Annotated in this window: 22 protein-coding genes and 1 pseudogene; 9 read left to right on the top strand and 14 right to left on the bottom strand. The window is 63.9% G+C overall.

Annotated features, from left to right (window positions below):
- Window positions 1-20 precede the first annotated feature (20 nt).
- From FGL95_RS21075 to FGL95_RS21065, 3 genes are read right to left on the bottom strand one after another with little or no spacing between them, the layout of a single operon-like run.
- On the bottom strand, window positions 21-752 hold the full coding sequence (locus FGL95_RS21075; RefSeq protein WP_169590416.1) for a class I SAM-dependent methyltransferase: 732 nt from the start codon (window positions 750-752) through the stop codon (window positions 21-23).
- Window positions 752-1,570: an LLM class flavin-dependent oxidoreductase gene (locus FGL95_RS21070; protein ID WP_169590414.1), complete on the bottom strand. Its 819-nt coding sequence runs from the start codon at window positions 1,568-1,570 to the stop codon at window positions 752-754. The genes FGL95_RS21075 and FGL95_RS21070 overlap by 1 nt, the downstream gene beginning before the upstream one ends.
- Window positions 1,567-2,424: an alpha/beta fold hydrolase gene (locus tag FGL95_RS21065; protein ID WP_169590412.1), complete on the bottom strand. Its 858-nt coding sequence runs from the start codon at window positions 2,422-2,424 to the stop codon at window positions 1,567-1,569. The genes FGL95_RS21070 and FGL95_RS21065 overlap by 4 nt, the downstream gene beginning before the upstream one ends.
- Window positions 2,425-2,509: 85 nt before the next feature.
- Between FGL95_RS21065 and FGL95_RS21060 the strand changes: the two genes are divergently transcribed.
- Entirely contained in the window at window positions 2,510-3,430 is a 921-nt protein-coding gene (locus FGL95_RS21060) for a LysR family transcriptional regulator (protein WP_169590411.1), read from the top strand.
- Here the strand turns inward: FGL95_RS21060 and FGL95_RS21055 are convergent.
- Together FGL95_RS21055 and FGL95_RS21050 are read right to left on the bottom strand one after the other, a co-directional pair.
- A pseudogene (locus FGL95_RS21055) lies at window positions 3,394-5,439 on the bottom strand (neutral/alkaline ceramidase). The gene FGL95_RS21060 and the pseudogene FGL95_RS21055 overlap by 37 nt on opposite strands.
- Complete coding sequence (locus FGL95_RS21050; RefSeq protein WP_338079949.1) at window positions 5,436-6,080, bottom strand: TetR/AcrR family transcriptional regulator; 645 nt, start codon at window positions 6,078-6,080, stop codon at window positions 5,436-5,438. The pseudogene FGL95_RS21055 and the gene FGL95_RS21050 overlap by 4 nt, the downstream one beginning before the upstream one ends.
- A gap of 57 nt (window positions 6,081-6,137) precedes the next feature.
- Here FGL95_RS21050 and FGL95_RS21045 point away from each other — a divergent pair, with 57 nt between their 5' ends.
- From FGL95_RS21045 to FGL95_RS21015, 7 genes are all read left to right on the top strand, one after another.
- Window positions 6,138-6,815, top strand: coding sequence for a class II aldolase/adducin family protein (locus FGL95_RS21045; protein WP_206072134.1), 678 nt, complete (start codon window positions 6,138-6,140; stop codon window positions 6,813-6,815).
- Window positions 6,812-7,759: a carbohydrate kinase family protein gene (locus tag FGL95_RS21040; protein WP_240963177.1), complete on the top strand. Its 948-nt coding sequence runs from the start codon at window positions 6,812-6,814 to the stop codon at window positions 7,757-7,759. The genes FGL95_RS21045 and FGL95_RS21040 overlap by 4 nt, the downstream gene beginning before the upstream one ends.
- Window positions 7,756-9,114, top strand: a complete 1,359-nt coding sequence (locus FGL95_RS21035) for a flavin monoamine oxidase family protein (protein WP_338079948.1) — start codon at window positions 7,756-7,758, stop codon at window positions 9,112-9,114. The genes FGL95_RS21040 and FGL95_RS21035 overlap by 4 nt, the downstream gene beginning before the upstream one ends.
- Complete coding sequence (locus FGL95_RS21030; protein ID WP_169590409.1) at window positions 9,111-9,560, top strand: SRPBCC family protein; 450 nt, start codon at window positions 9,111-9,113, stop codon at window positions 9,558-9,560. Before FGL95_RS21035 ends, FGL95_RS21030 begins: the two co-directional genes overlap by 4 nt.
- 1 nt (window position 9,561) lies before the next feature.
- Window positions 9,562-10,443, top strand: coding sequence for an SGNH/GDSL hydrolase family protein (locus FGL95_RS21025; protein ID WP_169590408.1), 882 nt, complete (start codon window positions 9,562-9,564; stop codon window positions 10,441-10,443).
- Window positions 10,440-11,705, top strand: a complete 1,266-nt coding sequence (locus FGL95_RS21020) for a GDSL-type esterase/lipase family protein (protein WP_169590406.1) — start codon at window positions 10,440-10,442, stop codon at window positions 11,703-11,705. Before FGL95_RS21025 ends, FGL95_RS21020 begins: the two co-directional genes overlap by 4 nt.
- 432 nt (window positions 11,706-12,137) lie before the next feature.
- Window positions 12,138-12,686, top strand: a complete 549-nt coding sequence (locus tag FGL95_RS21015) for an LGFP repeat-containing protein (RefSeq protein WP_169590404.1) — start codon at window positions 12,138-12,140, stop codon at window positions 12,684-12,686.
- A gap of 46 nt (window positions 12,687-12,732) precedes the next feature.
- Here FGL95_RS21015 and FGL95_RS21010 read toward each other — a convergent pair whose 3' ends face one another.
- Genes FGL95_RS21010 through FGL95_RS20995 form a run of 4 tightly spaced genes read right to left on the bottom strand, consistent with a single transcriptional unit; the run spans window position 12,733 to window position 18,132 of the window.
- Window positions 12,733-14,091 (bottom strand): type I glutamate--ammonia ligase, encoded by a 1,359-nt coding sequence (locus FGL95_RS21010; protein WP_338079947.1) that lies wholly within the window; start codon window positions 14,089-14,091, stop codon window positions 12,733-12,735.
- Window positions 14,092-14,106: 15 nt separating this feature from the next.
- Window positions 14,107-15,114, bottom strand: coding sequence for a hypothetical protein (locus tag FGL95_RS21005; protein ID WP_169590403.1), 1,008 nt, complete (start codon window positions 15,112-15,114; stop codon window positions 14,107-14,109).
- A 36-nt stretch (window positions 15,115-15,150) separates the two neighbouring features.
- A complete protein-coding gene (locus FGL95_RS21000) occupies window positions 15,151-17,241 on the bottom strand; it encodes an FUSC family protein (RefSeq protein WP_169590401.1) in 2,091 nt (696 codons plus the stop codon).
- A 27-nt stretch (window positions 17,242-17,268) separates the two neighbouring features.
- Window positions 17,269-18,132, bottom strand: a complete 864-nt coding sequence (locus FGL95_RS20995) for an alpha/beta fold hydrolase (RefSeq protein ID WP_206072133.1) — start codon at window positions 18,130-18,132, stop codon at window positions 17,269-17,271.
- 95 nt (window positions 18,133-18,227) lie between these two features.
- On the opposite strand from FGL95_RS20995, the gene FGL95_RS20990 reads away from it, so the two are divergent.
- Window positions 18,228-18,494, top strand: a complete 267-nt coding sequence (locus FGL95_RS20990) for a hypothetical protein (RefSeq protein WP_169590400.1) — start codon at window positions 18,228-18,230, stop codon at window positions 18,492-18,494.
- Here the strand turns inward: FGL95_RS20990 and FGL95_RS20985 are convergent.
- The 5 genes from FGL95_RS20985 to FGL95_RS20965 are packed head-to-tail and all read right to left on the bottom strand — an operon-like array spanning window position 18,491 to window position 23,202.
- Window positions 18,491-18,958: a DUF1348 family protein gene (locus FGL95_RS20985; protein ID WP_169590398.1), complete on the bottom strand. Its 468-nt coding sequence runs from the start codon at window positions 18,956-18,958 to the stop codon at window positions 18,491-18,493. The genes FGL95_RS20990 and FGL95_RS20985 overlap by 4 nt on opposite strands.
- Before the next feature lie 10 nt (window positions 18,959-18,968).
- A complete protein-coding gene (locus FGL95_RS20980) occupies window positions 18,969-19,913 on the bottom strand; it encodes an AurF N-oxygenase family protein (protein WP_169590397.1) in 945 nt (314 codons plus the stop codon).
- Entirely contained in the window at window positions 19,913-20,770 is an 858-nt protein-coding gene (locus tag FGL95_RS20975) for a prephenate dehydrogenase/arogenate dehydrogenase family protein (RefSeq protein ID WP_169590395.1), read from the bottom strand. Before FGL95_RS20975 ends, FGL95_RS20980 begins: the two co-directional genes overlap by 1 nt.
- Window positions 20,771-20,781: 11 nt before the next feature.
- A complete protein-coding gene (pabB, locus tag FGL95_RS20970; protein ID WP_169590393.1) occupies window positions 20,782-22,860 on the bottom strand; it encodes an aminodeoxychorismate synthase component I in 2,079 nt (692 codons plus the stop codon).
- Window positions 22,861-22,863: 3 nt separating this feature from the next.
- Window positions 22,864-23,202 carry a chorismate mutase gene (locus FGL95_RS20965; protein ID WP_169590392.1) on the bottom strand — a complete coding sequence of 113 codons (339 nt, stop codon included), beginning with the start codon at window positions 23,200-23,202 and terminating at the stop codon, window positions 22,864-22,866.
- Between the last annotated feature and the right edge of the window lie 21 nt (window positions 23,203-23,223).

The following is a 23,223-nucleotide window of genomic DNA, read 5'->3' as shown; positions in this document are numbered from 1 at the left end:
TCGCGTTGCCGGGATCTGCCCTACTTACGAGCCTCGACGATCCAGGCGCGGGAGTCGAAGTACACGCCGTCGGGGGTGGTGTGGGCGTCGAGGGTCGCGCGAAGCTGCGTGCGTGCTTGCTCGGCAGCTGCTGGGTCGAGGTCGGCGAGTTGGTCTTCGAGTTTCAGTAGCCGCAGGACCGCGTCGTAGGCGGTGGCCGCGTCCGGACCGTAGTAGACGGGCTCGTGGACCTCGGTGAAGGTGACGTCGACGAAGCCGGCTGCCGTCAGGATGCCTTGGGTCAGTGTTGAATCTGCCAGGGAGAACGCAGCGGACCCACCGAGCCTGATCGCCTCGGCCCACTCGTTGCGGTCGCGCTCTCGCCAGACCAGTAGGACCAACCGTCCTGCGGGGCGCAGAGCGCGCCCGATGTTGGTGAAGGCGGCGAGAGGGTCGGCGAAGAACATGGTCCCGAATCTGCTGATGCAGAGGTCGAAATGCGCCGGGGGAAATGCGTGAACCTGCGCGTCGGCCTGCTCGAACGTGAGATTGGTGAATCCCTCGCTCAGCTGTCGGGCCCGTTCGAGCATGGGCGCAGACACATCGATGCCCAATGCGCTGCCTGCGACGGCGGCACGGGCGGCCTCACGGGTGGACAGTCCTGTGCCACAGCCGATATCGAGCACACGGTCGGCATGGCCGACCCGAGCGGCGGTACGGAAGTGCTCGTTGTACAGACTCAGTTCTGCGTCGTAGTCGAAGACGTCAGCCATCACCGGATCCCAGGGCCGTCGCGGAGCACTCCTCGTACCTGATCCAGTGTCACGGTCTCTGGCCTGAACTCCGGCAGCCACCACGTGGCGCCCGCCGAGACGTACGGCGCCGGGTCGACGCCTAGCGGAAGCCCGACCACGAAGTCGTAGGGAGTCGACTTCCCTTGCCGCAGATCGGCAATGGTGGTGACGATCTCGCTGAGTTGGTCGTGGTGTTCGAGATTCACTGGGAAGAAGCCGTCGTGCCGGGCGGCGCGGCGCAGTGGTTTGGCGTTGCCGGGTTGTCCTGCAACCCATACTGGCACGCCAGGACGCTGGACCGGTGTGGGAAGGAAGGTCATGCCCTCGACGGTGTAGTGCTCGCTGTGATGGTGCACCGGTCTACCCGACCACGCGGCGACGAGGATTTCCAGTGACTCGTCGAGCATGTCGCCTCGCCGGCGATCAACCACTTCTTCGCCGGTCGCCGATAACTCTGCCGCGTAGCGATCGCTGCCGAGGCCGACGCCGAGGGTGAGCCGGCCGCCACTGAGCCGGTCCAGGGTGGCGGTTTCCTTGGCCAGCTTGGTCGGCCTGCGGCGTGCGAGCGGTGTGATCATGGGTCCGATCCGGACGGATTCGGTAGCTGTGGCAATGGCGGCCAACGTGATCCACGGGTCGGCGACCTGCTGGACCGGCGCGCGCCAGCGAAGGTGGTCCCAGACGAAGACGCCGTCCCAGCCGGCTTCCTCTGCTTCGGCTGCCAAGCGTGCGACTGCGACCGGGTCGGCGAGTTCGTCGAAGATCGGCAGCCATAGCGCCGAGCGCGCCCCGGTCATGCGCGGCCGCCGTCGGTGTGTGCGAGCAGCGCAGGGACGAACACACCCCACAGGGGTGCCGGCAGGTCGTGTCCGGCGCCTTCGAGTACCAGGAGGGTCGCGCCTGGAATCGCGTCGCGGACCGCAAATCCGTGGGGGAGTGGGAGAACCGGGTCGTGGTCGCCGTGCACGACGAGGGTCGGCGCCGTGATGTCGGCGAAATCGCGAGACGATCCGTCGAAGCTCATTGCGTAGTGATTGCCCAGGGTGGCCGCGATATCGCGTGTGCGGGCCACGTCTTGCTCTACAAGAGCGCGGGTTGTCTTCTCGTCGAAGTAGGGCGATCCGCCGGAGCCTGCCTGCGCGGATGTGACGATGAAGTCCACCACCGCAACGGAATCGGCAGGGTCTGGGTCGACAGAGGTGCCGGGAGGAAGCTCGTAGGTCGACGGCGGAAGTCCTTCTGCCCCAGTAGAGGTGGAGACGAAGGTCAGTGACGCCACCCGCTCTGGGTGATCGACACCGATCATGAGTCCGACTCCGCCGGACATCGACCGGCAAACGACGTGAGCGCGCTCGATGTTCAGGGCGTCGAGAATGCCGACTGCGTCTGCGGCAAAGTCGCTATAGCGGTAGCCCGGCTGCCCTGGCGGATAGCTGGTCGATCTGCCGGTGTCGCGGTTGTCGTAGCGGATGACGAACCGGTTGCCGCGTGCGATCTGCTCGCATAGTTCGGTCTCGAACCACAGCATCGAGGCGGTCGCGCCATCGATGAACAGGATTGCCGGATCTGTTCGGTCGCCGAAGGTTTCGATGCAGAGTTCGACGTCGTTGATGTCGATGAGTTGTTCGCCGTTCGAAAGGTGTTTTGTCATGACTGCAACGCTAGACAGACGGATCGATCGAGAAAAGCGATAGTTTCCGATCAATGTGATCGCTTTTGTCGATACCATACTGAACATGTACGACATCGAACTGCGGCATCTCACCGCGATGGCCGCCGTGGCCGACGAGGGCTCGTTCGGGCGAGCGGCCGCGCGGCTCGGTTACACCCAGTCGACGGTGAGTCAGCAGATCGCAGCGTTGGAGAAGGCCGTCGGCGGTGCCGTCTTCGACCGGCCTGGTGGACCGAAACCGGTGCGGATCACCCCACTCGGCACGGTCGTGCTGGCACACGGACGCGATCTGCTGGCGAAAGCCCAGTCGATGGCAGACGCCGTCGACCGGTTCAAGGCCGGCGATGGCCGAGTCGATATCGGCACCTTCCAGAGTGTGTCCAACGTGATCATGCCGTTGATCGTTCGTGGCCTTCGCGCCGAACATCCACGCTGCGACATAAGACTTTTCGAAGAGGAGACCGACCAACCTGATGTCCGCGATCTCGACCTGATGTTCTTCGACGGCCGGGTCGACGGCGACGTCGAACATCGCAAGTTGTTCGACGATCCGTACGTGTTGATTGCTCGTCGCGGCACCTTCGCAGACGGTCCCGTGCACACGGACCGACTCGACGGAACTCCGATGGTCGCGCACCCGCCGATCTGCGATCAGGCCCGCATGGAGCAGGCCCTCGCTCGCCGCGGTGTTCGGCCGCAAATCGTTTGTCGCACGGGCGGAAACGAAACTGTGCTGTCGATGGTGCGCGCGGGTATGGGTTCGGCCATCCTGCCCCGGCTCGCGATTCACGGTGCCGATATCGATTCCGATGCGACGCTATACGTCCACGAGCTCGAGCCGGCACTTCCGCCGCGCGAGATCTTCCTGCTGTGGCAGGCGCATCGAACGCACTCGCCGCTCGCAGCACGCGCGATCGAGATCGCGGTGGAGGTGGCAGGCAATATCGTTCAGCCGATTGTGAATTCGGGTGAGGTGCCGGTGTAGGGCGCGATACGGCCTGAATTGTCGCGCCACGCACCGTAGTGCTGGATGCGGTAACGCCCCGCTGTGGTGCTCGGCGGGACCGCCCAGATGATCCGCACGGTGGATTGATTGTCGCTGCCGTTCGGACGTTCCCAATGAAATGTCGTCTCGTAGCTGTTGTCATCCGCAATACGGACCCAGCCGCCCGCGGTGTACTGCTGGACCTCCAAATAGGTGGAGTTGCGCCGGAAGTCGTTGTTCGGGTGGCCACCGACGAATTCGACGGTCACGGTGTCGCCTGTTGCGTAGGTGGGTTGCGGCGCTACCGTGACGTCGCCGAACGCCGTCCCCGGTTGTGGCGCATCGGGTGGAACCGGTGGAAGCAGGTCCGGCTGGAATCCGGACTTGTCCAACGGCGCCGGACCCCGCGCCGGTCGCGTGTCGGAGCGGATGGCTGCGGCAAGGCCTGCAAACGTCTGCATGTACGCGCAGAGTGACCAGCGCCCGTACATCGTCGAACCGCCCTCGTACATTTGCGCGTCGTATTCCTCAGGCGTGGTGCAGTATTCGACGTAACTGTTCGTATAGCCCTGGGTGAGAACGTTTTCGATCGGCACGCCGAGTTCGCGCGCGACGACTTGCCGGATGCGCAGCCCGGCGACGATAGTGAATTCGGCCGGACCGCCCGCGATCACCAGGTCGCCGATCCGCACGATCTGCAGCGGAATCACCTCCGGTGCCCACGGTGCAGGTGGCATCAGGCCTGCAGGCAAGGCGACCAGCTTCGGCCACTGTGCATCACGAATCCACTGCGGCACGGGGGTATCGACACCGCCGAACGCCACGGCCAGTGGATTGAGCGTGCCCTCTTGGAGGAAGGACAGTTGGCTGTTCCAATTGTCCTCGGTGCTGGTCGCGAGCGTAGATACACCCGTCATCGCGGGTGTCGTTCGCGCAGGCTTGCCGTCGGGGGTGAAGCGGCCGTCGATCATCTGAGTGCCCATGTCGATATAGGTGAACGCGGTCGATACACCAACGGTGCTCATGGTCGACGACGTATCGAACGCGGATCTGCCTGCGTCGAACTGCCTTTCGCCGATGATCCGGTTGTTTGCGACGTTGTCCTGCGTCGGCCGGGTCGGGTGCATCTTGACGAGGTCGAGGTTCGGCGTCATGTCGCCGGCGTTCGTCTGCGAGAAGGCGGCGACGAACTCGGCCGGACCGTCGAGGTAGCGGACGCCGACCGTGTCGTGCTCCCACAGGTAGCTCGCATAGCCCTTGTTGTCGCACGAGATGTAGCGGTTGCGATCGGTGAGTGACGTTCCGTGCGTGGCGAACCAGGTGATGGCCCCGACGTCTCGGCCGCCTTGCCGAAATCGTAGAACGGTGACCATCGGATCGATTGCGTCTGGGAATGCGGCCTTGTCGGGTTCGGGATTTCGGTCGAACGCGCCGCGCGAACGGTTGGCACTGGCGTTGTGCAGTTGCTCGCGTCCCAAGGTGATCGTTCCGGGTGCCAAGCGGTCGTGCGCCTGCGCGATCGCTTCTATGATGCCTGCGACTTCGGCTTCGAAGGTGTTGCGGCGGAAACCATTTGTCGCGAGCGTGTAGATGAAGTCCCACGACGAGCCGCCGCACGAGTTGTGGTTGTGTGTGGCCGTCAGCATGATGTTGGCCTCGGTGTACACGCCGTCGAACATGCCCTGCAGACGCTGCACGACCGTCTGGTGTACCGAGTCGAACAAGCACGCGACGTCGGCGTTCACGTAGGCGACGCGGTTGCCAGTAGACTGGTCGACGACGACGAAAGCCCTTGCCTAACAACGTTGGCGAAGGCCCTCGGCGACCTGCTCGAGTTCGGAATAGCCCATCAAGCCTTGCCCGGCGACCGCGCCGGTCATGTCGGATATTCCGCAGCCGACCAGGTAGTCGGCACTGCCTGGAGCCGCTGAGGCGCTTCGCGTCGCCGCCATTGCAGCTACGGGTGCGGCACCGAGCGCGAAAAGGACCGCTCTACGGGAGATCTTCAACGAATCGCCTTCTTCGTGTGTGGGCCAACGGTGTCCAGGTAAGCGCGCAGCACGTGCTTGCACTCGTCGAGTAACGCAGGGTCGCCGCTGGGATCGGCTCGAAATGCTTCTTGGATCAGGGCGTCTGCGGTGAGGTGTGCGGTCCTGCAGATGGCAGGTAGGCGATCGTTGTCTTCGACGCCCAAGCCGACGAGCAGAAGCCGCAGCGATTCCGCCATCCTCACCTTGTGGTCGCGGTCGGCAGCCCAAGTCTTCTCGCTGAGGTGTCGACCGAACCACAGCGCCCGAAATCCTGGTTGCAAGCGGTAGGCGTCGGCATAGCCGTCGATTACCACGTCGACGAAATCGTCCCAGGTCAGATTGTCGGCCCGTGCAACGTACTGCGCCATCTGCACCTCGAATCCCGTGAGATATCGGAGGGCGAGGGCGTGCAGGATGGCGTCTCGGTCGGGCAGGTAGTGGTAGAGCGATCCGATCGATACCCCGGCTTCAGCAGCGACTTTGGTGGTGGTGACCGATTCGGCGCCTTCGCTTGCGAGCAGGTCGTCGGCAGCGGCAAGGACCTTCTCCAGTCGGGCTCGGCTGCGCGCCTGCTGCGGCTGGTTGCGTAGCCGGGTTGCGGGTTCGGATGCGGCAGTCACAATGCTCCTAAAACTCGAACTTGAGATTGTTTCGAATTCACTCTAGCATCCTTTTCCATGATGTCCGTCACAACTATGGCCGCCGAGCGCGCTCGAATTGCGGAGTCGTGCCGACGACTGGCCGGCGCGGGATTGGTGATCGGCACCGCGGGCAACGTCAGCGTGCGGGTCGGCGAACTCGTCGCTATCACGGCGACGGGCGCTGCGTTCGAGGGCCTGACCGAAGACCAGGTGACCGTGGTGAATCTGCGCGGGGACGTTGTCGACGGCGACCTTGCGCCGACGTCGGAGCTCGAGTTGCATCTTGGTCTGTACCGGAACTGCAACGCGGGAGCCATCGTTCATACCCACGCTCCAATGGCCGTGGCTGTGGGATCGGTCATCGACGAAATCCCGTGCGTGCACTATTCGATGCTCTCGCTCGGCGGGTCGGTTCGGGTCGCTCCGTATGCGACATTCGGCACGCAGCAACTAGCGGACAACGTTCACGCCGCCCTCGCGGACCGATCGGCCGCGTTGATGGCCAACCACGGCGCGATCAATTACGCGAGCGACTTGGACCACGCGGTCGAGTCGGCGTTGCTGCTCGAATGGGCCTGCACCGCCTATTGGCGGGCCGCCGCCATTGGCAAGCCTCGCGCCCTCACACCTGAGGATCAGGCTGCGGTGATCGCCGCGGTCATCGAACGCCGTTACGGCACAACACAATCAATCGAAGCAGAGGAAGTGCGATGAACAGCGGTCCAGAGATGAAGGTCGTCTCGATGGGAGTTCACGTCCTGGATACTCTCGTCCGTCCGGTGCAAGAAATCCCTGCGGGGCAGGGTAGCCAGCTGGTCGAGCAGATCAAGATGACAGTTGCGGGGACGGCGGGCGGCACCGCCCTTACCCTGGCCAAGCTCGGCGCCGATGTGCACAGCGCGGGTGCGATCGGCACCGACGCGATCGGCGACCTGATGGTCTCGCTGTTGCAGGAGCGAGGAATCGATACGTCGAATCTGCTGCGTCGCAATGACGTTCAGACTTCGGCGAGCGTACTGCCGATCAGGCCCGACGGCTCGCGTCCTGCATTTCACGTCGTCGGTGCGAATGCCACGTACGGTCCGGGCGATGCTCCCTGGGATCTGATCGCCTCCGCAACTCACCTGCACCTCGGTGGTCCGGAATTCATGGGCGGCGACGCCGCAGCGAAAATCTTGGCGTTCGCGCGCGAGCACGGCGCTGTCACATCCGCGGACATCCTCGCACCGGGTGACCCAGGCCTACTGGAATGGATCGCGCCTGCGCTGCCACATCTGGACTACCTCCTGCCGAACGACGAGCAAGTCCTCGGCTTCACGGGAGCGACCGACTTGGCCGCCGGCTGCCGCGCCTTGCGCGAACGCGGCGTCGGCACTGTCGCGGCGACTGCGGGCGGCGAGGGCGTGGTGCTGGTCGATGAGGACGGCGTGATCCGGGTACCAGCGTTTGCGATCGACGTCGTCGACACGACCGGATGCGGGGACGCGTTCTCCGCGGGCTTCCTGCGCGGGCTCTCGCTCGGGCAGAGTGCTCGCGACGCGGCCGTACTCGGTTGTGCTTCAGCTGCTCTCGTCGCGGGTGGGCTCGGTAGCGACTTCGGAGAATTCGACCTCTCTGCAGTGCAGCAGTTCGTCGCGGCGACGGCGACGCGCGCGTGACCGACGTCGATGTCGTTGTCGTCGGGGCCGGGCTGTCCGGTCTGACAGCAGCGCGTGACCTCGATGCCGCCGGTCTGTCGGTGCTCGTCACCGAGGCCCGCGACCGAGTCGGCGGACGCACGCTCAACGCCACGGTCGCAGGCGTCAACGTCGACCTCGGCGGCACGTTCATCGGACCTGGTCAGGACCGGGTCGGTGCCCTTGCTGCCGAGCTCGGCTGCGCGACGCACCCGACCCGTACGGCGGGGGACAATCTCGCGTTCTGGAACGGACGAGTCCGTCGGTACAGCGGGACGATTCCCCGCGTCAGTCCGGTGACGCTTGCCGATGTCGAACGGGTCCGGCTGCAGCTCGAGCGGATCATGCGCCGCGTCCCCCTCGGCCGACCGTGGGATGCACCGGACGCGGCCGAACTCGATGCGCAGACGGTGGCCTCCTGGCTCGAGAAGGCCCGTGCGACCGCGGGCGCTCGCTCCCTCGTCGGCGTAATAACCAAGACGGCATGGGGCTGCGAACCCAACGAGATATCGTTGCTGCATTTCACGCACTACCTGCACGCCTGCGGGGGATTGAACCCGATGGTCGACACCGAAGGCGGCGCCCAGCAGGACCATTTTCCTGAGGGCGCGCAACAGCTTTCGGTTCGATTGGCCGACAAACTCGGTGAGAAGGTGCTGCTCGGTGCGCCCACTACCCGGATCGAATGGTCCGAGGATGGCGCGACCGTTACGGCTGGAGACACAATCATCAACTGCCGCAATGTGATTGTGTCGGTGCCGCCCGCCCTCCGTGGCCGCATCACATTTGCCCCACTTCTCCCGATGCTGCACGATGTTCTGCCGCAGCGCTGGCCGCAAGGTGTGATTTCGAATGTGTACGTCGCATACGAGACGCCGTTCTGGCGAGCGGCTGGACTGAGCGGTCAAGTGGTGTCGGACGCGGCACCGATCTACGGAACCTTCGACACTGGTCCGTCCGACGACGGGCCTGGCGTGTTGCTCGGCTTCGTCGGTGGTTCCTACGCTCGCGATTTCGCGACCCTGCCGCCCGCCGAGCGCAAACTCCGTGCGCTGTCCGCCTTTGCGACGTTCTTCGGCGCCGCCGCGCTGAATCCGATCGACTACATCGAGCAGCAATGGGGCCAGGAGCCGTGGAGCGGTGGCGGCCCGACTTCGGCTGTTCCCCCGGGTGCGTGGACGAGCTACGGGCGGGCCCTCGCAGCGCCCGTCGGACCCATCCACTGGGCGGGATCCGAGACCGCAGACAAATGGCCCGGCTACCTCGACGGCGCCGTCAGCGCAGGCGAGCGCGCTGCCCGAGAAATACGAACGCGAGTGCAAGGAGTATCCGCATGACTTGGTACGGCGAACACACACTGACCACAACCGCTGCAGCAGAGGCGATCTGGTATCGATGGACCACGTTGTCCACTTGGTCGGAAGATGATCCGGAGTGCCAATGGGCGCGGATGGACGGACCGGTTGTTGTCGGCGCGACCGGCACACTCAAGTCCAAAGGGCCGAAGTCGACCTTCACGTTCACCGAACTGGAACCGAATCGGCGCATGGTCTTCGAGATCAAGCTTCCGCTCGCCACTTTGCGCCTGCCGCACAACATGATCGAGAGCGCTGACGGTGTAACTCTCACTCACGCAGTCGAAATCACCGGACCACTCGCCGGATTGTGGGGCGCGTTGGTCGGTCGGGGAGTCGTCAGGGGGCTCCCCGAAGTCGTCGCCAACGTCGCAACGAATGCGCTCGAGCAAGGCTCCTTGCGCACAACTCAACGGAAGGAACACTGACATGTTCGGAGGAGCGCGCGCAGCGGTGGCTGCGAGCTTGCTGACGGTTGGGCTGGCGGTCTCGATCGCACCCGACGCGGCGGCCGCACCGTCGTACCGGGAATATGTGGCATTGGGAGACTCCTGGGCGGCAGATGTCTCGCTGGTCAACTTGGACGCAAGCCAAGTGCCAGTGGGTTGCGCACAGAGCCGCAGCAACTACCCCAAGCAAGTTGCTGCAGCACTCGGCGTCTCGACGTTCCGTGACGCAACGTGTGGGCAGGCGACGACGAAGGAGATGACGGCCCCGCAGTCGCTATTGGTACCCGGTATCAACGCACCGCAGTTCGATCGACTCACACCCTCGACCGATCTCGTGACGTTGGGTATCGGTGGCAACGACGCCGGCCTCGCAGACGTTGTCGCAACGTGTGTGACGTTCGGTGCATCGCACTGCACGGATCAATGGGTGGTCGGTGGCGTCGATCGAATGTCAGCATTGATCGACGCCGGCAAAGGCAAGGTGATCGACGTGCTGCAGGGGATTCGTGCCCGTTCACCACAGGCGCGAGTCCTGGTAATCGGTTATCTCGCCGGCCTCCCCACGAATAGTGGCTGTGCAGCGCAAAGCGGAATTCCCGACTCCGACGCAGCCTGGGTGGGCCGAAAGCTCGTCGAACTTAACGACATGCTGATAGCCGCCGCCGCGGCGACCGGTGCGGAATACGTCGACACCTACTCCGGCAGTGTCGGTCACGACGCGTGCCAAGCCCCGGGTGTGCGATGGGTGGAGGGAACAATGCCGATGTCGAGTACGCCGCAAGGTGTGGCGGTTCCGTTCCATCCGAATCAACTCGGCGCCAACCATCAGGCGTGGGCCGTCAAGAACGCACTTGGGTTATGACCATGCGAAGTTCGGCGGTGCTCGTGGCGGCATTCGCCCTTTTGGCTGTCGGAAGTAATGCCACACCGGTCGCGGCCGCTCCGAACTCGAGTGCGTGCGAATCCTGGGTCGCGGCATTCACCGCTGCGCCAGGTGTGAAGAGTGCGGCGTCGCTGCAGGGCTCGACCATCCGGGCGATCGTGTCCCCGCACGTGGGAAGCGATACCCTGCGGCTGCGCTTGACGAACCGATTCGGTAGCCAACCTCTGACGGTCGGCCCAGTCGAGATCGGCCGCAGCATCGGGGGTTCGGCGAACCTCGTGGCCGGCAGCAATACGGTCGTCACCTTCGGTGGCAGCCGTACGGTGACGATCCCGGCGGGCGCCGATCTGACCAGTGATCCAATCAGTTTGCGCGCCAACGCATTCGAGCTGCTTGCTGTGAGTTTCTTCCTACCTGTTGCGCAATCGACGACCGAACATTTCGATGCCATGCGGTTGTCCTGGATGGCGCCCAATGTCGACGCCACCGGAGCCGAAAACGCAAGCGCATTCCTGCTGCCGTATCCGATGCTGCCGGTTGTCGCGGGCCTCGACGCCGTGGTTCCCGGTGGTCGGACAGTGGTGGCTTTCGGGGATTCGATCACCGATGGTGCGGCGTCGTTTCAGGGGCGGCCTGCCATGCTCGGGACCGACGAGCGCTATCCGGATTTCTTGGCGCGCAGGCTTCTCGGCGCCGGGCATTCCGACATCGGTGTGGTCAACGCGGGCATCAGCGGAAACCAGGCGAGCAGGGATGGCAACCCCGTGACCGGACCCATCGTGGGTTACGGGCCGGCTGGGGTATCCCGGTTCGAGCATGACGTTCTCGAAGTACCCGGCGTCACCGACGTCATCGTGATGCTCGGTACCAACGACATGTCCTCGGAGTTCCAGGAGCCGGCAACTCCGCAACAAGTCATCGACGCCTTGGCGACGATCGTCGCCAAAGCGCATGCCGCTGGCGTGCGCGTTCAGCTCGGCACTATTCCGCCGCGGCAGGACGCGCAGACACCGCCGAGCCATCCAGCCGGTGTGCTGGCGGTCAATCGTTGGATCCGCGAGGAATCGCAGGCGGACTCGGTCATCGATTTCAATGCCGTACTCCGGGATCCGGGGAACCCCAGCATCTTGAACCCCGGCTTGGACAGCGGGGATGGTGTGCATCCCAACGCAGCCGGCTACCGGGCGATGGCGGACGCGGTGGATCTCACCACCCTCGTCGGCACGGGTCGTGGATGTTAGGCGAGGCCGAACATCCGCCGCACCCAGGCAAGTATTGCGTCCATCGCTGGCATGATGTCGGTCACGGGCACTCCTGAATCGTATTGCGGATATCCCCGAGACCCGAACTTTACGCCTCCATGGGTCGTGAGTCTTTTAGGAGTCCAGAGACTCCTAAAAGACTCACGACCCCAATGGCAAGCAGATGATGAACGCTGTGAAGCGTCAGGCAGGTGTACCCATACGCCGCGCAAAGTATTCGCCTGACCGAGAATTCAGCCGAATCGACGGCAAACCTGTTGTTGGGCAGCAGAATCAATACTCTCCGAACGCGAGAACAAACAGATTCCCTTTGTTCATCGAATTGCGAGGATGTTGCCGGACCATCGGGGTACGGTCGCTGCGAGGTGTGTCGACCGGGGCGCCTCCTCACAATGCGAGAGGATTTGAAGCATGCACAATGCAACAAAACGAACTGCAGCGTTCTGCGCCGCCATTGCGGCTGTCGCGCTGGTAGGTGCGGGTTGTAGTGACGACGACAAGGACAAGGCTAGCGATACAGCGAGCTCGGCGACGTCCCATGTCATGTCAGGTGCACACGGAACGACGACCGGCACTGCTGCGGCAGGCGAGACGAAGATCAAGGGCGCGGACGGCGTGGAATACACGGTCACCGGCGACATCTACACGAAGTACAACGCGGCCACCGACGCAGCAAAGACGGCGCTCGGCGCACCGAAGGGCGAGCAGCAGACGAACCCAGACGGTGGCACCTTCCAGCAGTTCGACGGCGGCGTCATCGTCGTTCACAACGGAAAGTCCTACATCACCTGGGGATTGATCCGCGACAAGTGGAACGAGCTCGGGGGCTCGCAGGGGCAGCTCGGTTACCCGACCAGCGATGAGACGGACACCCCTGACGGCAAGAAGCAGACGACCTTCGAAAAGGGCACTGTCACTTGGACGCCAGGCGACGCGACGGCAGTCGTCGTAGCAAACTGATGTAGTTGGGAGGCTGGACAATCGCGGTGATTGTCCAGCCTCCTGCTCAGATCGTCCAGGCGAGCCGGAAGCGCTCGGCAAGGTCGGCGAGGGAGTCAAGTAGGGTCTGCTCATGCCGTCGAGTTGCGACCGTCGCGTCGACGATTGCAGCACCGAGCAGATCGCGCGTATAGCGCGAGGCGGCCAAGGATTCGATCACGGTCGCAATGTCGTTCGGCAGCAGCGGAACTCCGCGAGTCGCTAGCTCCTCCGTGGAACATTTCGACGGATCGTCGGCAAATTCGTTCGGCAGCGGGATATTTCGCGTGATCCCGTCGAGTGCGAGTGCAAGCACTGTCGCGGAAGCGACGTAGGTGTTCGCCGACGGATCGGTGATCTTGACCTCGAGGTTGGCGCCGTACGGGTTGCTCGGTCCGCCTTCGACCAGGCGCACTGCTGCCTCGCGATTTTCCCGTCCCCAACACAGGTGGACGCCGGACCACGACCCAGGCGCCAGTCGCGCGCCCGACAGGACCGAGCCGGTCAATAACCCTTGCACGGCAGGCAAATTCGCGACGATGCCCCCGATCACTGCGCCACCCTCAGCGGTGAGGCCGTACGGTCCGGAGCCGCCGCCAAAGAGCGGAACGCCATCGCGGGTCAGCGAAAAGTGCTGGTGTGCACCGTTTCCGGCGCCGCCGATGAACGGCATGGGGGAGAACGACGGCCGCACATTGTGTCGGCGCGCAACCCTGCCGACGATGGCCTTGGCAAGCACCACGCTATCGGCAGCTGCGACGGGCGTAGCAGGCGCGAGCGAGAATTCGAACTGGTTGGGTCCGTATTCGCGGTGCAGTTGTTCGATCGGCAAATCTGCGACACGCGCGGCATCGAACAGGTCGCCGATGAAGGCCTCCGAGTCGAGCAGGCCGGCGATTCCGTACGGGACCCATCCCGGCTCGTGGAGCTCAGAGCCGTCGGGTGCGGTGAGCACGAACTCGAGTTCATGGCCGACCTGGGCTGCAAGGCCCGCGTCAGCTAGGCGTCTTTCGATCGAAAGCAGCAGTCCACGTGCGCAATTCGCACTTCGTTGACCGTCCTGGAGAAAGTAGTCCGCAGGCCCCCACGCCAGCCCGTCGCCAAGATTCCGCACGCCGTCGATATCGATGCGCACCCGCTCGTCACCCACCGCCGTGATGGTGTCGGTGAAAGCGATATGCCCGTCGATGCAGAACGCATGCCACACCGGCGACACGCCCAGTCCAGCGCGATGAAAGACGTCGAGCCGTTCGAGCGGGACCGTCTTCGCCAACGTGAGGCCTGCGGCGTTGACGACGGACCCGATGACCGACCGCACACCCGCCGCCGCCAGTTCGTCCCGTACGTTCTCGATCGCCGAAGCGTCGATTGCCGAAGCCTTGCTCACGCGATAATCATGCCTTCACTGGTCCGGATAAGGCTGCATCGGTAACGTGTCGTCGAACTCCGCAGTCCCCAATTCGTAGGTAGCACCGAAGGCCGTGTGCAGCGACGTCGGGCCCGATCCGGTGCCGGTCAGCGTCAGCGCCATGGACGCGATCGAGCAGTTGCGGACCTGGTGTTCGCCGCCGGCGGGGTCGGCATAGCGCCAGCCCACGAACCTTTCTTGCGGTGCCGTGACCTCGACGTCGGCGACAAGTGCGTCGCCGGGAAGCGACAGGGTATTGCCGCCGACATATTCGCGGATCGCTGTCGCGCGGGCCCGGTGGGGGCCGCCGATTCGGTGCCGGACACCGGCATGGCTGATCACCCCACTCGCCACCCACGGTGTGGTGAAGGGTCCGATGTTCAGCCTACCGAGGACAACGTCGAGCCAGGTACCAGGGCTTTCGGCAAAACCGCTGGCCTGCAACCAGATCCAGCGGTGTGCATGCTCGGTACCCCAGTTGTGCCCGAGCATCCCGCGCCAACCGTCGAGCGAGATTTCGCGGTCGTTCAGCGTGAACGACCCGTTGAGCCGCATGTCGGGTCGCGGACTCGTCGACTTCGTTTTCGGCAGCGGCGCTCGGTACATCCAGGCATAGGGCAGGTGCGCCAATGGACCTTCATCGCCGCTGAATCGAATGTTCCATCGAGCACTCACGTCCGACGCCGCCGCGGAGCCGGATGCACCTCGTGCACTGATCGAGCCGTGGTCGCCGATTGCAAGCGAGGTGCCGTCCGGCGTTGCCAACACGTCGCTGTTCACCTTGACGGCAGTCGGACCGTCCGACTCGAACACCGTGCACCAGACCGAGCCCATGGGTCGCTGGCCGGGGCTTTTGCGGATCGTGTACCGAATCCACATCCCGAGCGGCTCGTCGGGATGGCACGCCTTCAGATAGGTGCTCTCATAGTGCGCACGACCGATCGCGATGTGTGGAAAACGTGGAGCCACGGCCTCGTCCACGCTCATTTGCGACGCACGCACGGACCTGAGTATTTCACGTCCACGCGCAAAATGGACCTATCGAACGAAGGTGGTTGCCTCGCCTAGTGCGCGCTGCAGCGTGCTCAGCGCTCGGACTGCTCCTCGCACCGGGCCCGGTGCGTTCGACGATGTACGCAGGACGTCCAATATCGTTGTTTCGGTTACTTTTTCGGTCGGTGGGACGGACTCGCCTGCAACGACCTGGCGGACGGCTTCGACAGTACCGAGTACATGGTCGGCGGCTCCGCGCAACGCGGCCGCCGTTTCCGCGCTCGGTGCGGAGTCGGGCTCTGCCCGAGCGGCATTCACGCCAGCTCGCGCGAAGGCGTGGGCGGATCGGTTGCTCGACTGCAGAATTCGCAGCAGCCGTTTGGCACCTCGTCTGTTGCGCGTGGTCGGCCCCAGTTCGAGTGGCTTGCCTGCCGTGATCACCTCTTGCAGCGCGTTGTCCAGCCGGCGGGTGTTGGTGACGAGGTCGGTGTCGCCACCGGGAGCAACGACAGCGTCGACGCCGCCGTTGATCACCTCGCTCATGAGATCGAGGTACGCGTCGACCTTCTCGGCGAGGGTCGCGCGCGTTCCGGTCGAGAAGATGAAGAACGCCGATGCCATGCCGACCAGTCCGCCTGCGGCGGTTTCGGCGATGCGCAACTGGAGGACAGCGACGCTGAAGTCGCCGAGCAGTCCATACAACATCGCGAGCAACACGGTGACGAAGAACGTCAGCAGCGCGTACGCGACAGTCACCAGGTAGAACGCGCAGAACACGCAGACCAGCAAGAGTGCGATCTGTAGCGGCTGGTTGTTGCCGACGAGTGCAGCGAGCAGCACACCAGCCGAGACACCGACGACCGTGCCGACGATGCGATGACCTGCCTTCGTCAGGATCTCACCCCGGGTCGATGCGCCTGTGAACACGAGAAACGCGGTCAGCACCGCCCAGTACCAGCGGTCGGGTGATATCAGCTCACCGAGCACGGCGGCTGCGGTCGTCGCGACGGCGACCTGGATCGCGGCTTTGGTGCTCGGGTTCAAGCCAGTCGGGGCCTCGCCTTCGGGATCTTCCGGCTCAGGCTGCTGCTGCGGCGCAACATCGGCGGCTTTGTCGGCTCGCAATGCGTTCATCGTGATGTGATGAATTGCGATGTGCGCCTGAGCGGCTCGGTAGGCAACGACGGTCGCGATGCCGGTTTGGGTGGACAAGTCGGCTTTGTCCGCGGCCCCCGCGGCTAGCTTGCGGGCGGCCCGAAGCTGATCCTCGGAGGGGTTGTTCTGCAGGCATGCCCCGAGTGCTGTCGTGGCATGCCCAAGGCCGGTCGGCCACGGCTTGGCGGGATCGAGCGCCCACAACGCGCTGACCAGTTGTTCGGTCGCGATCTGCGCGTCGAAAACTCGCAGCGAGAGATCTTCGTTGGTGATGGAAAGCAACTGCGCGGCGTCGTGCCTGTCGAGCCAGTCGTCGATCATCAGCGCGGTCTCGCCGAGCCGGTCCAACCGTCGCCGCAGCATGCCCAGATCTCGTCGATCCCGATTGCCCGCAGCCTCGAGCACGGAGATCGATGCTGCCCGCAACGCTTGGACGAGTCGACGCACCTCGACTCGGGGACGGTCGGGGAGGATCAAGGTTCGTACCAGGAGCGTGGCGGCTATCCCCAGCGCGATTGCGAAGGTCAGCACCGGTATTTGATGTGGCGCCGCGTGCAGGAACAGGCCGAAGAAGTACGAGATGAATGCGACCATGCCCATCGCGTTACCGCGAGGTCCGTATCTACGCACCCATACCGCTGCGAAGAGAATCACGATGAACCCGACGTCGCCGACCTTGCCGAACTGCGACAGCACCGCCGACACAGAGACGGCAGCCACAGCAGGCAGAAACAACAGAAGAGTCGTGATCACCCGGCTGCGCTGATCTCGATCCTTCACAACTGCCGACGATTGCATCGCGACGACCGTGCCCAACAAGGCAACAGTTATCGGCTGGTCGGTGAGGGTCGTGAAGGCCAGCAGCACAACCATTGCCACCAATACCGACAGGGTCACGGCCGTGGCGCTCCGCAATCGCACGCGACCGGGGTCCGACAAGGCGAGAAATCGCTTCACATCCGACAGCGATCTCCAGGGCATCGGATGATTGTCGCAATGCTCCGCGGGTTATGCGTCGGGAAGCAGCCGGAGTGTCTCGTCGACGATGATCTCGGGTTCGGTGAACATGACGTAATGGCCTGAGTTCGACGCATCGACGAACCGGCCCTTGTCGAGGAACTCGGCAGTGCGTCGGTGGGCGACGTTGATGGCGGGCCGCTGGCTCTTGTCGACGAAGCTCACCTTCGTGCCGCTGATGACCGTGACGTCGATGCCTTCGAGGCGTGCTGGGTTGTCGCGCAGCCGACGCATCGACGGCAGGAATTCGCGCGCTTCGGCACCCATCATGCGAGCGCCGCGGATTCCGAAGTCCTTCCGGAAGTCGGCGTATACGTCCTTCGGTTGGCTGCGACCCATCCGGGCCATCAATCTGTATAGCCCGGTCCGAGCGAAAAACACCGCGAACGAGCCGGTCTGCGCCATGCGTTTCTCGCCTGCGGGAGTGAAGTATTCGGCGGCGTTCTCGTCGGATTGGTCGACGAGGACGAGACCCTTGATGTCGAACTCGCCGGTCATCGCCACCGAACGAACGATCGGCCCACCCCAGCTGGACCCGACCAAGATGAACGGTCCAGGTACGGCGCGGAGGAGCTGCACGAGGTCGGCGACGGTGCGCTCGAGGTCGCGCGGGGCGTCGTCGTCATCGCTCTTGCCTGAGCATGCCCTGTCGTAGACGACGGTGGTGGTGCGCTCGGCGATCGCAGGCTGCACAAGTCCCCAAATCGAGCCGGACAGGCCCATGCCGGACTCGAACACGACCGTGGGTCCGCCATTGCCACGGATGCGGAAGTGCAGGCGGCGACCGTCGTCGAGCGTCACGAATCGTGACTCGCCGAACGTGTGCTTGCTGTCAGGTCCAGCGGTTGTCGTCACCGGACCAATTTAGGGTGGGCTAACCTAAAAAGTCAACGAGACTGGAACGGAGTACGATCGCAGACCTGCGAACAACAATCTCGAAGGAAGCTCCTATGCTTCGGATCTCGGTTCTTCGATTTTCAGTGTGGCTCGCGACCATGATTGCCGCCTGCGGGATGGCTCTCGCCGCTGAGGCAACTGCACAAGCGGAAGTTCCAGGTACTCCCTGCGGTCCAGACATGGTCGTCAACACCCACGACAAATGCGTCAAGGTCGGCGAATTCTGTTCGTTCTCCGACGGCATGATTCTCGGGACGATCGGCCTCGACGGCCGGTGCGTCATCCCGGGAACGAACATCCGCCTCGACCTGTTGCGCTAGCGCAGCGGAATGTCGTGCCCGGGCCCGCGCTCGGCGTCGGGTCGCGGACCGAAGTACCGCCGATCGGCGGCGCTGATGGCGACATCGTTGATGCTCGCCTCGCGGCGACGCATGAGCCCGTTCTCGTCGAACTCCCATAATTCGTTGCCGTAGCTGCGGTACCACTGGTCCGCCGCGTCGTGCCATTCGTACTGGAAGCGCACGGCCATTCGATTCTCGCGAAATCCCCACAGGCTCTTACGGAGAACGTACTCCAGCTCGCGCTCCCATTTCGCGGTGAGGAACGCGACGATTTCTTCGCGGCCGGTGATGAACGTGTCCCGGTTTCGCCACTGCGAGTCGGGCGTGTAAGCGAGGCTGACCTTTTCGGGGTTGCGCGTATTCCACGCATCCTCGGCGGCCTGGACCTTCTGTATCGCGGTCTCCATGGTGAACGGCGGCAGCGGGGGACGTTGTGCAGTCACAGGTCGAACGCTACCAGCGGACAGCCAACTCGTGCTCGACGCCGAGGTCGCGGCAAAGCCTGCGAATTGCACTGCAGTCCTGAACAACTCGGTGGCCTACCGCTTCGGCCTCGGCGTCGCGAATGATCTCGTCGGCGCCTTCGATGCGCTCTGCGTGCAGGATCGCGGCCCAGGTCGAGAAGTCGCTTCCGGTGAACGCTTCGACCGCGGTGGTGAGCGCGGCAATCAATTGCCTGCGTTCGTCGGAATCCAGTTCGCCGAAGACGATTTTGAGTAGCTCACCCGCAACGGACGAGTGGCATAGTTCGTCGCGACGATGCATCGCGACGGTGGCGCAATTGACGGGCTGGATGGCGTCGTTCTCGCTCATCAAGGCGAGATAGCTGCTGATCGACGTCTCCGCTGCCGCGGTGTAGGCGAGCCGCACGATCGCCGCGGGGCGGCCCGGCGCAGCGGTGGCCAAGTCTGCGTCATGTTCTCGTACGGTGCGACTTCGCGGCAGCAGCGAGTCGGACAAGGTCCACTGCCGGCGCCGACGAGTGAGCGCGCTGGCGTTGAGGTGCATCAGCGTGTGGTACTCCTCGTCGACCATCGCCTGTACTGCCGCGATCTTGTGCTTGTCGCCCAATCCGACGCCGAACTCGTCCCGTGACAACATCCCGAAGCCGGGGTTGACCACGTATTGCTCGATGTCCATGACGTTCTTGTTGTAGGCGATCCATGCCCAGGCGCGCACGCGGTTCTGGGTGTTCTCGTCGAGCGCGAGATAGCGATCGTGGGTGTGGAAGGGAATGAGTTCTTCGGGGTAGTCCGCCTTCGCAGGATCGAAGAGGTCGTCGACATCGACTTCCGGTTTGCGCACCGTCGCCCGGTGGCCCCACGTCCGGACCAGTCCGTTGATGATTGCGCTTTCGACCGGATCGGCGCGGTCGTAGTCGGGCAGCGTTGGCGGCATCACGGCAGTGCCGCAATCATGCGCGTGCAGGTAGCGCGGAACGCCTCGCCTTGGTCTGCGAGCGGACTCATTGCGCGCGTCATCAATTCGCCGAATTCACGCTCGCCGCCACGGTCGACGACATCGCTCAGCTCCGCCGCAGCCGACGCGAAAGCCTTGCGGGCGTCGACGGCATACGGGTTGCCGCTCTGGATATCCAAGTACACCTCGGGGAGACCACCCGCGACGCGCGACAGGAGCGCCAGCATCGCGTTGTGCGGCGGGGTAGCGATCGTGGTCAGTTCCTCACCTGCCACCCCGAGATTCGCCAGCGCCAAACCGAACGTCAGGACTGCCGCGTGCGTCAGTGCTTGCGTTGCCGCGCAACGACGGTCGTGTTCGTCGGCGCTCAGTTCGACCACGCGCGCGCCGCAACTGGTCAATGCGTGGAGAAACGGTGCGACCGCAGGCCCGGTGTGGTGGACCACCGCACCGACCGGGCGGCCCGAGAAACCGAGGGCCGGCGCGAACATCGGGTTGATCCCGACGCTCTGCAGGTGTGGTGCCTCTCTCGCGATGCGCTGGTGAATGTGTGACTTCACCGAAAGCGTCTCGACGAGCAGCGCAGTTGGGGACGCGTTGTCCGCGACGAACGACACCGCTTGCAGGGCAATGGATTCGGGCAGCGCGAGGACAACGATGTCAGCGTCGCGGACCGCTTCAATGACGTCGGGGGTCGGTGCGGTGATGTCGCCGACGATCACAGTGGCGGGGACCGTTCCTACAACTCGATCGACCACGACCAGACGGGTGCCGTCGATATCCCACAGCGGAAGGAGGAGCCGACCGATCGATCCGCATCCACCAACTACTGTCACGTGCCGCGCGGTCACCGTTTCGCTTCTGTTGAGAGGGTTGCCGACAAGCATCTGCGCATCGTCGCTGCCTTGACGAGAGTTTCTTCGAGTTCTTCCGCGGGGTCCGAGAGTGCGACGATGGCGCCGCCGATTCCGAAGGTCACCTCGTGGTCGGTGGCGACGACCGTGCGGATGACAACCGAGAAATCGGCTGTTCCCGTGAGCGAGAAGTATCCGATCGCGCCGGAGTAGACGCCACGTGGGCCGTCTTCCAGTTTGTCGATGATCTCCATCGTTCGGATCTTCGGCGCCCCCGTCATCGAGCCGGCGGGGAATGCGGCGCGCACACAGTCGACCGCCGACGCATCGTCGCGCAGTGTTCCGCGCACCGTCGATACCAATTGATGAACTGCCGCGTAGGTTTCCACGTCGAACAACTTCGGAACGTGCACCGAGCCCGGCACGCATACCTTCGTCAGATCGTTGCGGACCAAGTCGACGATCATCAAATTCTCGGCGCGATCTTTTTCGCTGGAGACGAGGTCGCGCCGCAGATCGGCGTCTGCGGCAGGCGTACTCGCCCGTGGCCGCGTGCCTTTGATCGGTTTCGACTCGACGACGCGGTCCTTGTCGATCCGGAGAAACCGCTCGGGCGACGCGCTCAGGACCGAGCTGTTGGGGAAGCGCAGCAATGCGCTGTACGGGGTTGGGCTGATCTCGCGCAGGCACCCGAACGTGCTGACGGGATCGATCGTCCGGTCGACTGCGGCAACGTTCGTCAGGCACACCTCGTAGGTCTCGCCGGACCGAATTTCGACGAGGGACTGCTCGATCAGATCGAGGTAGCGGGCGTAGTCGTGGCGAAGGCGCAGCTCGACTTGGTCTTCGAGTCCGACGATCGGCGCGGGTGCCGGGGGAGCGTTGTGACTTTCCTCCATCTGCAGCAACGCCGTCGACGTTTCGTCCAGCCACGCGGCAGACGCCGGGTCGCCGGTCGGATCGCTCAAGCAGAGCAGGTAGCAGCAGCCGGCCTCGTGGTCGATGACCACTGAACGGTCGGCGAACACCATCGACGCGTCGGCGTCCGCCGCGGTGTGAACGAGCTGACCACCCGAATCAGCCTTCAATTCGTAGCCGAGGAATCCGACGTAACCGAGGCTGAACGCGAAGGGGAGTTCCGGGTTCGGCGCAATTGAGCGCTGCTTCAGTTGATTGTCGAGGTACTCGAACATCGTCGCCCGGTTCTCCTCGACCAGCTTGCCGTCGCGGTGGACGCGCACGGTCATCTCGGCGACGCGATAGGTGACGAACTCTGCGCGCGGACCGCTCGCATCGCCCATGACGGAGAAACGGGACGCGACTTCACGAGCGCTACTGCCGTCGAGCCAGAAGGAGTGGTCGCTCGACGCGAAGAATCGGTCGAATACCGCACTGGCGTCGATGCTTCGGTCGATTCGGCGAGATTCGACCACCAGTGGCGAGCGTGCGTTGTTCGCACGTGCCGACGGCAGCGTCGGGACCGTGTCCGCCGATGCGTGTGGTGACAGGTTCCGGAAATTGGTGAGCAACTCGCGACCGAATTCGGTGCAAATCGATTCGGGATGAAACTGAACTCCCCAGAGCGGTCGCGTCTTGTGTTGGACAGCCATGATCAGACCGTCGTCGGTCCATGCCGTGGCTTCCAGCTCGTCGGACAGCTCTTCGACCAGCAATGAGTGATAGCGCACTGCGGCGAATGGCGACGGGATGCCAGCGAACAGGCCGATGCCGGAATGGCTGATCTGTGAAACCCGACCATGCATGGGCTCCGGCGCCAGCACGACAGGGCTGCCGAATCGATTGCAGAGCCCCTGATGGCCGAGGCAGACGCCGAGCACGGGGAGACCACAATCGTCGAGAGCCCGGCGGCTGATGCCGAAATCGCGCTCGCGGTCGGGCCGTCCGGGGCCAGGCGATACAACGATGTTGTCGAACTCGGAAAGATCGAGCAGATCCCACTCAGCGTCGTTTGCGACGACGGTCGGCGGCGTCCCGTTCACCTCGGTAAGCAACCCGAAGAGGTTGTAGGTGAACGAGTCGTAATTGTCGATGAGCAGGGTCCGAGTGGCCATGGATCACTTCCGTCCGAGGCCGTCGATGATCAGATCCTCGACGCGGCACGCCTCGCCGATGATCAGGTCGTAAAGAGAACGCAGGAATTCAGGCGAGAGGTTGTGCGCTCGCGCGTAGTTTTGCGCACGTTCGTGAACGAATCGCATTCGCCCAGGCTGCAGCATCGGAATATCGTGCTTTTCCTTCAGCAATGCTATTTGGGCGCACACCTCGATACGATTTCGTACATCGTCGAGCAGTTTGTGGTCCAGTTCGTCGAGTTCGGACCGCAACTCCGCCAGCTTTTTTTCAGCCGTTTCGACGCCACGCTCGGTCGAGGTTGTGTCAATTGTTCGGGTCACCCCGAGAACCCCCTTCGCTGT

The sequence above is a fragment of the Antrihabitans stalactiti genome, from assembly GCF_012932915.1.
In the GTDB taxonomy this organism is placed as follows: Bacteria; Actinomycetota; Actinomycetes; order Mycobacteriales; family Mycobacteriaceae; genus Antrihabitans; species Antrihabitans stalactiti.
This window is presented reverse-complemented; position numbering and strand designations above follow the sequence as displayed.

Excerpts from the sequence above, each read along its gene's own strand:
- FGL95_RS21020 (WP_169590406.1), top strand. The coding sequence starts at position 10,440 with ATGACCATGCGAAGTTCGGCGGTGCTCGTGGCGGCATTCGCCCTTTTG.
- FGL95_RS21045 (WP_206072134.1), top strand. The coding sequence starts at position 6,138 with ATGATGTCCGTCACAACTATGGCCGCCGAGCGCGCTCGAATTGCGGAG.
- FGL95_RS21060 (WP_169590411.1), top strand. The coding sequence starts at position 2,510 with ATGTACGACATCGAACTGCGGCATCTCACCGCGATGGCCGCCGTGGCC.
- FGL95_RS20990 (WP_169590400.1), top strand. The coding sequence starts at position 18,228 with ATGCTTCGGATCTCGGTTCTTCGATTTTCAGTGTGGCTCGCGACCATG.
- FGL95_RS21040 (WP_240963177.1), top strand. The coding sequence starts at position 6,812 with ATGAACAGCGGTCCAGAGATGAAGGTCGTCTCGATGGGAGTTCACGTC.
- FGL95_RS21030 (WP_169590409.1), top strand. The coding sequence starts at position 9,111 with ATGACTTGGTACGGCGAACACACACTGACCACAACCGCTGCAGCAGAG.
- FGL95_RS20980 (WP_169590397.1), bottom strand. The coding sequence starts at position 19,913 with ATGCCGCCAACGCTGCCCGACTACGACCGCGCCGATCCGGTCGAAAGC.
- pabB (WP_169590393.1), bottom strand. The coding sequence starts at position 22,860 with ATGGCCACTCGGACCCTGCTCATCGACAATTACGACTCGTTCACCTAC.
- FGL95_RS21025 (WP_169590408.1), top strand. The coding sequence starts at position 9,562 with ATGTTCGGAGGAGCGCGCGCAGCGGTGGCTGCGAGCTTGCTGACGGTT.
- FGL95_RS21015 (WP_169590404.1), top strand. The coding sequence starts at position 12,138 with ATGCACAATGCAACAAAACGAACTGCAGCGTTCTGCGCCGCCATTGCG.
- FGL95_RS21065 (WP_169590412.1), bottom strand. The coding sequence starts at position 2,424 with ATGACAAAACACCTTTCGAACGGCGAACAACTCATCGACATCAACGAC.
- FGL95_RS21075 (WP_169590416.1), bottom strand. The coding sequence starts at position 752 with ATGGCTGACGTCTTCGACTACGACGCAGAACTGAGTCTGTACAACGAG.
- FGL95_RS21000 (WP_169590401.1), bottom strand. The coding sequence starts at position 17,241 with ATGCCCTGGAGATCGCTGTCGGATGTGAAGCGATTTCTCGCCTTGTCG.
- FGL95_RS21070 (WP_169590414.1), bottom strand. The coding sequence starts at position 1,570 with ATGACCGGGGCGCGCTCGGCGCTATGGCTGCCGATCTTCGACGAACTC.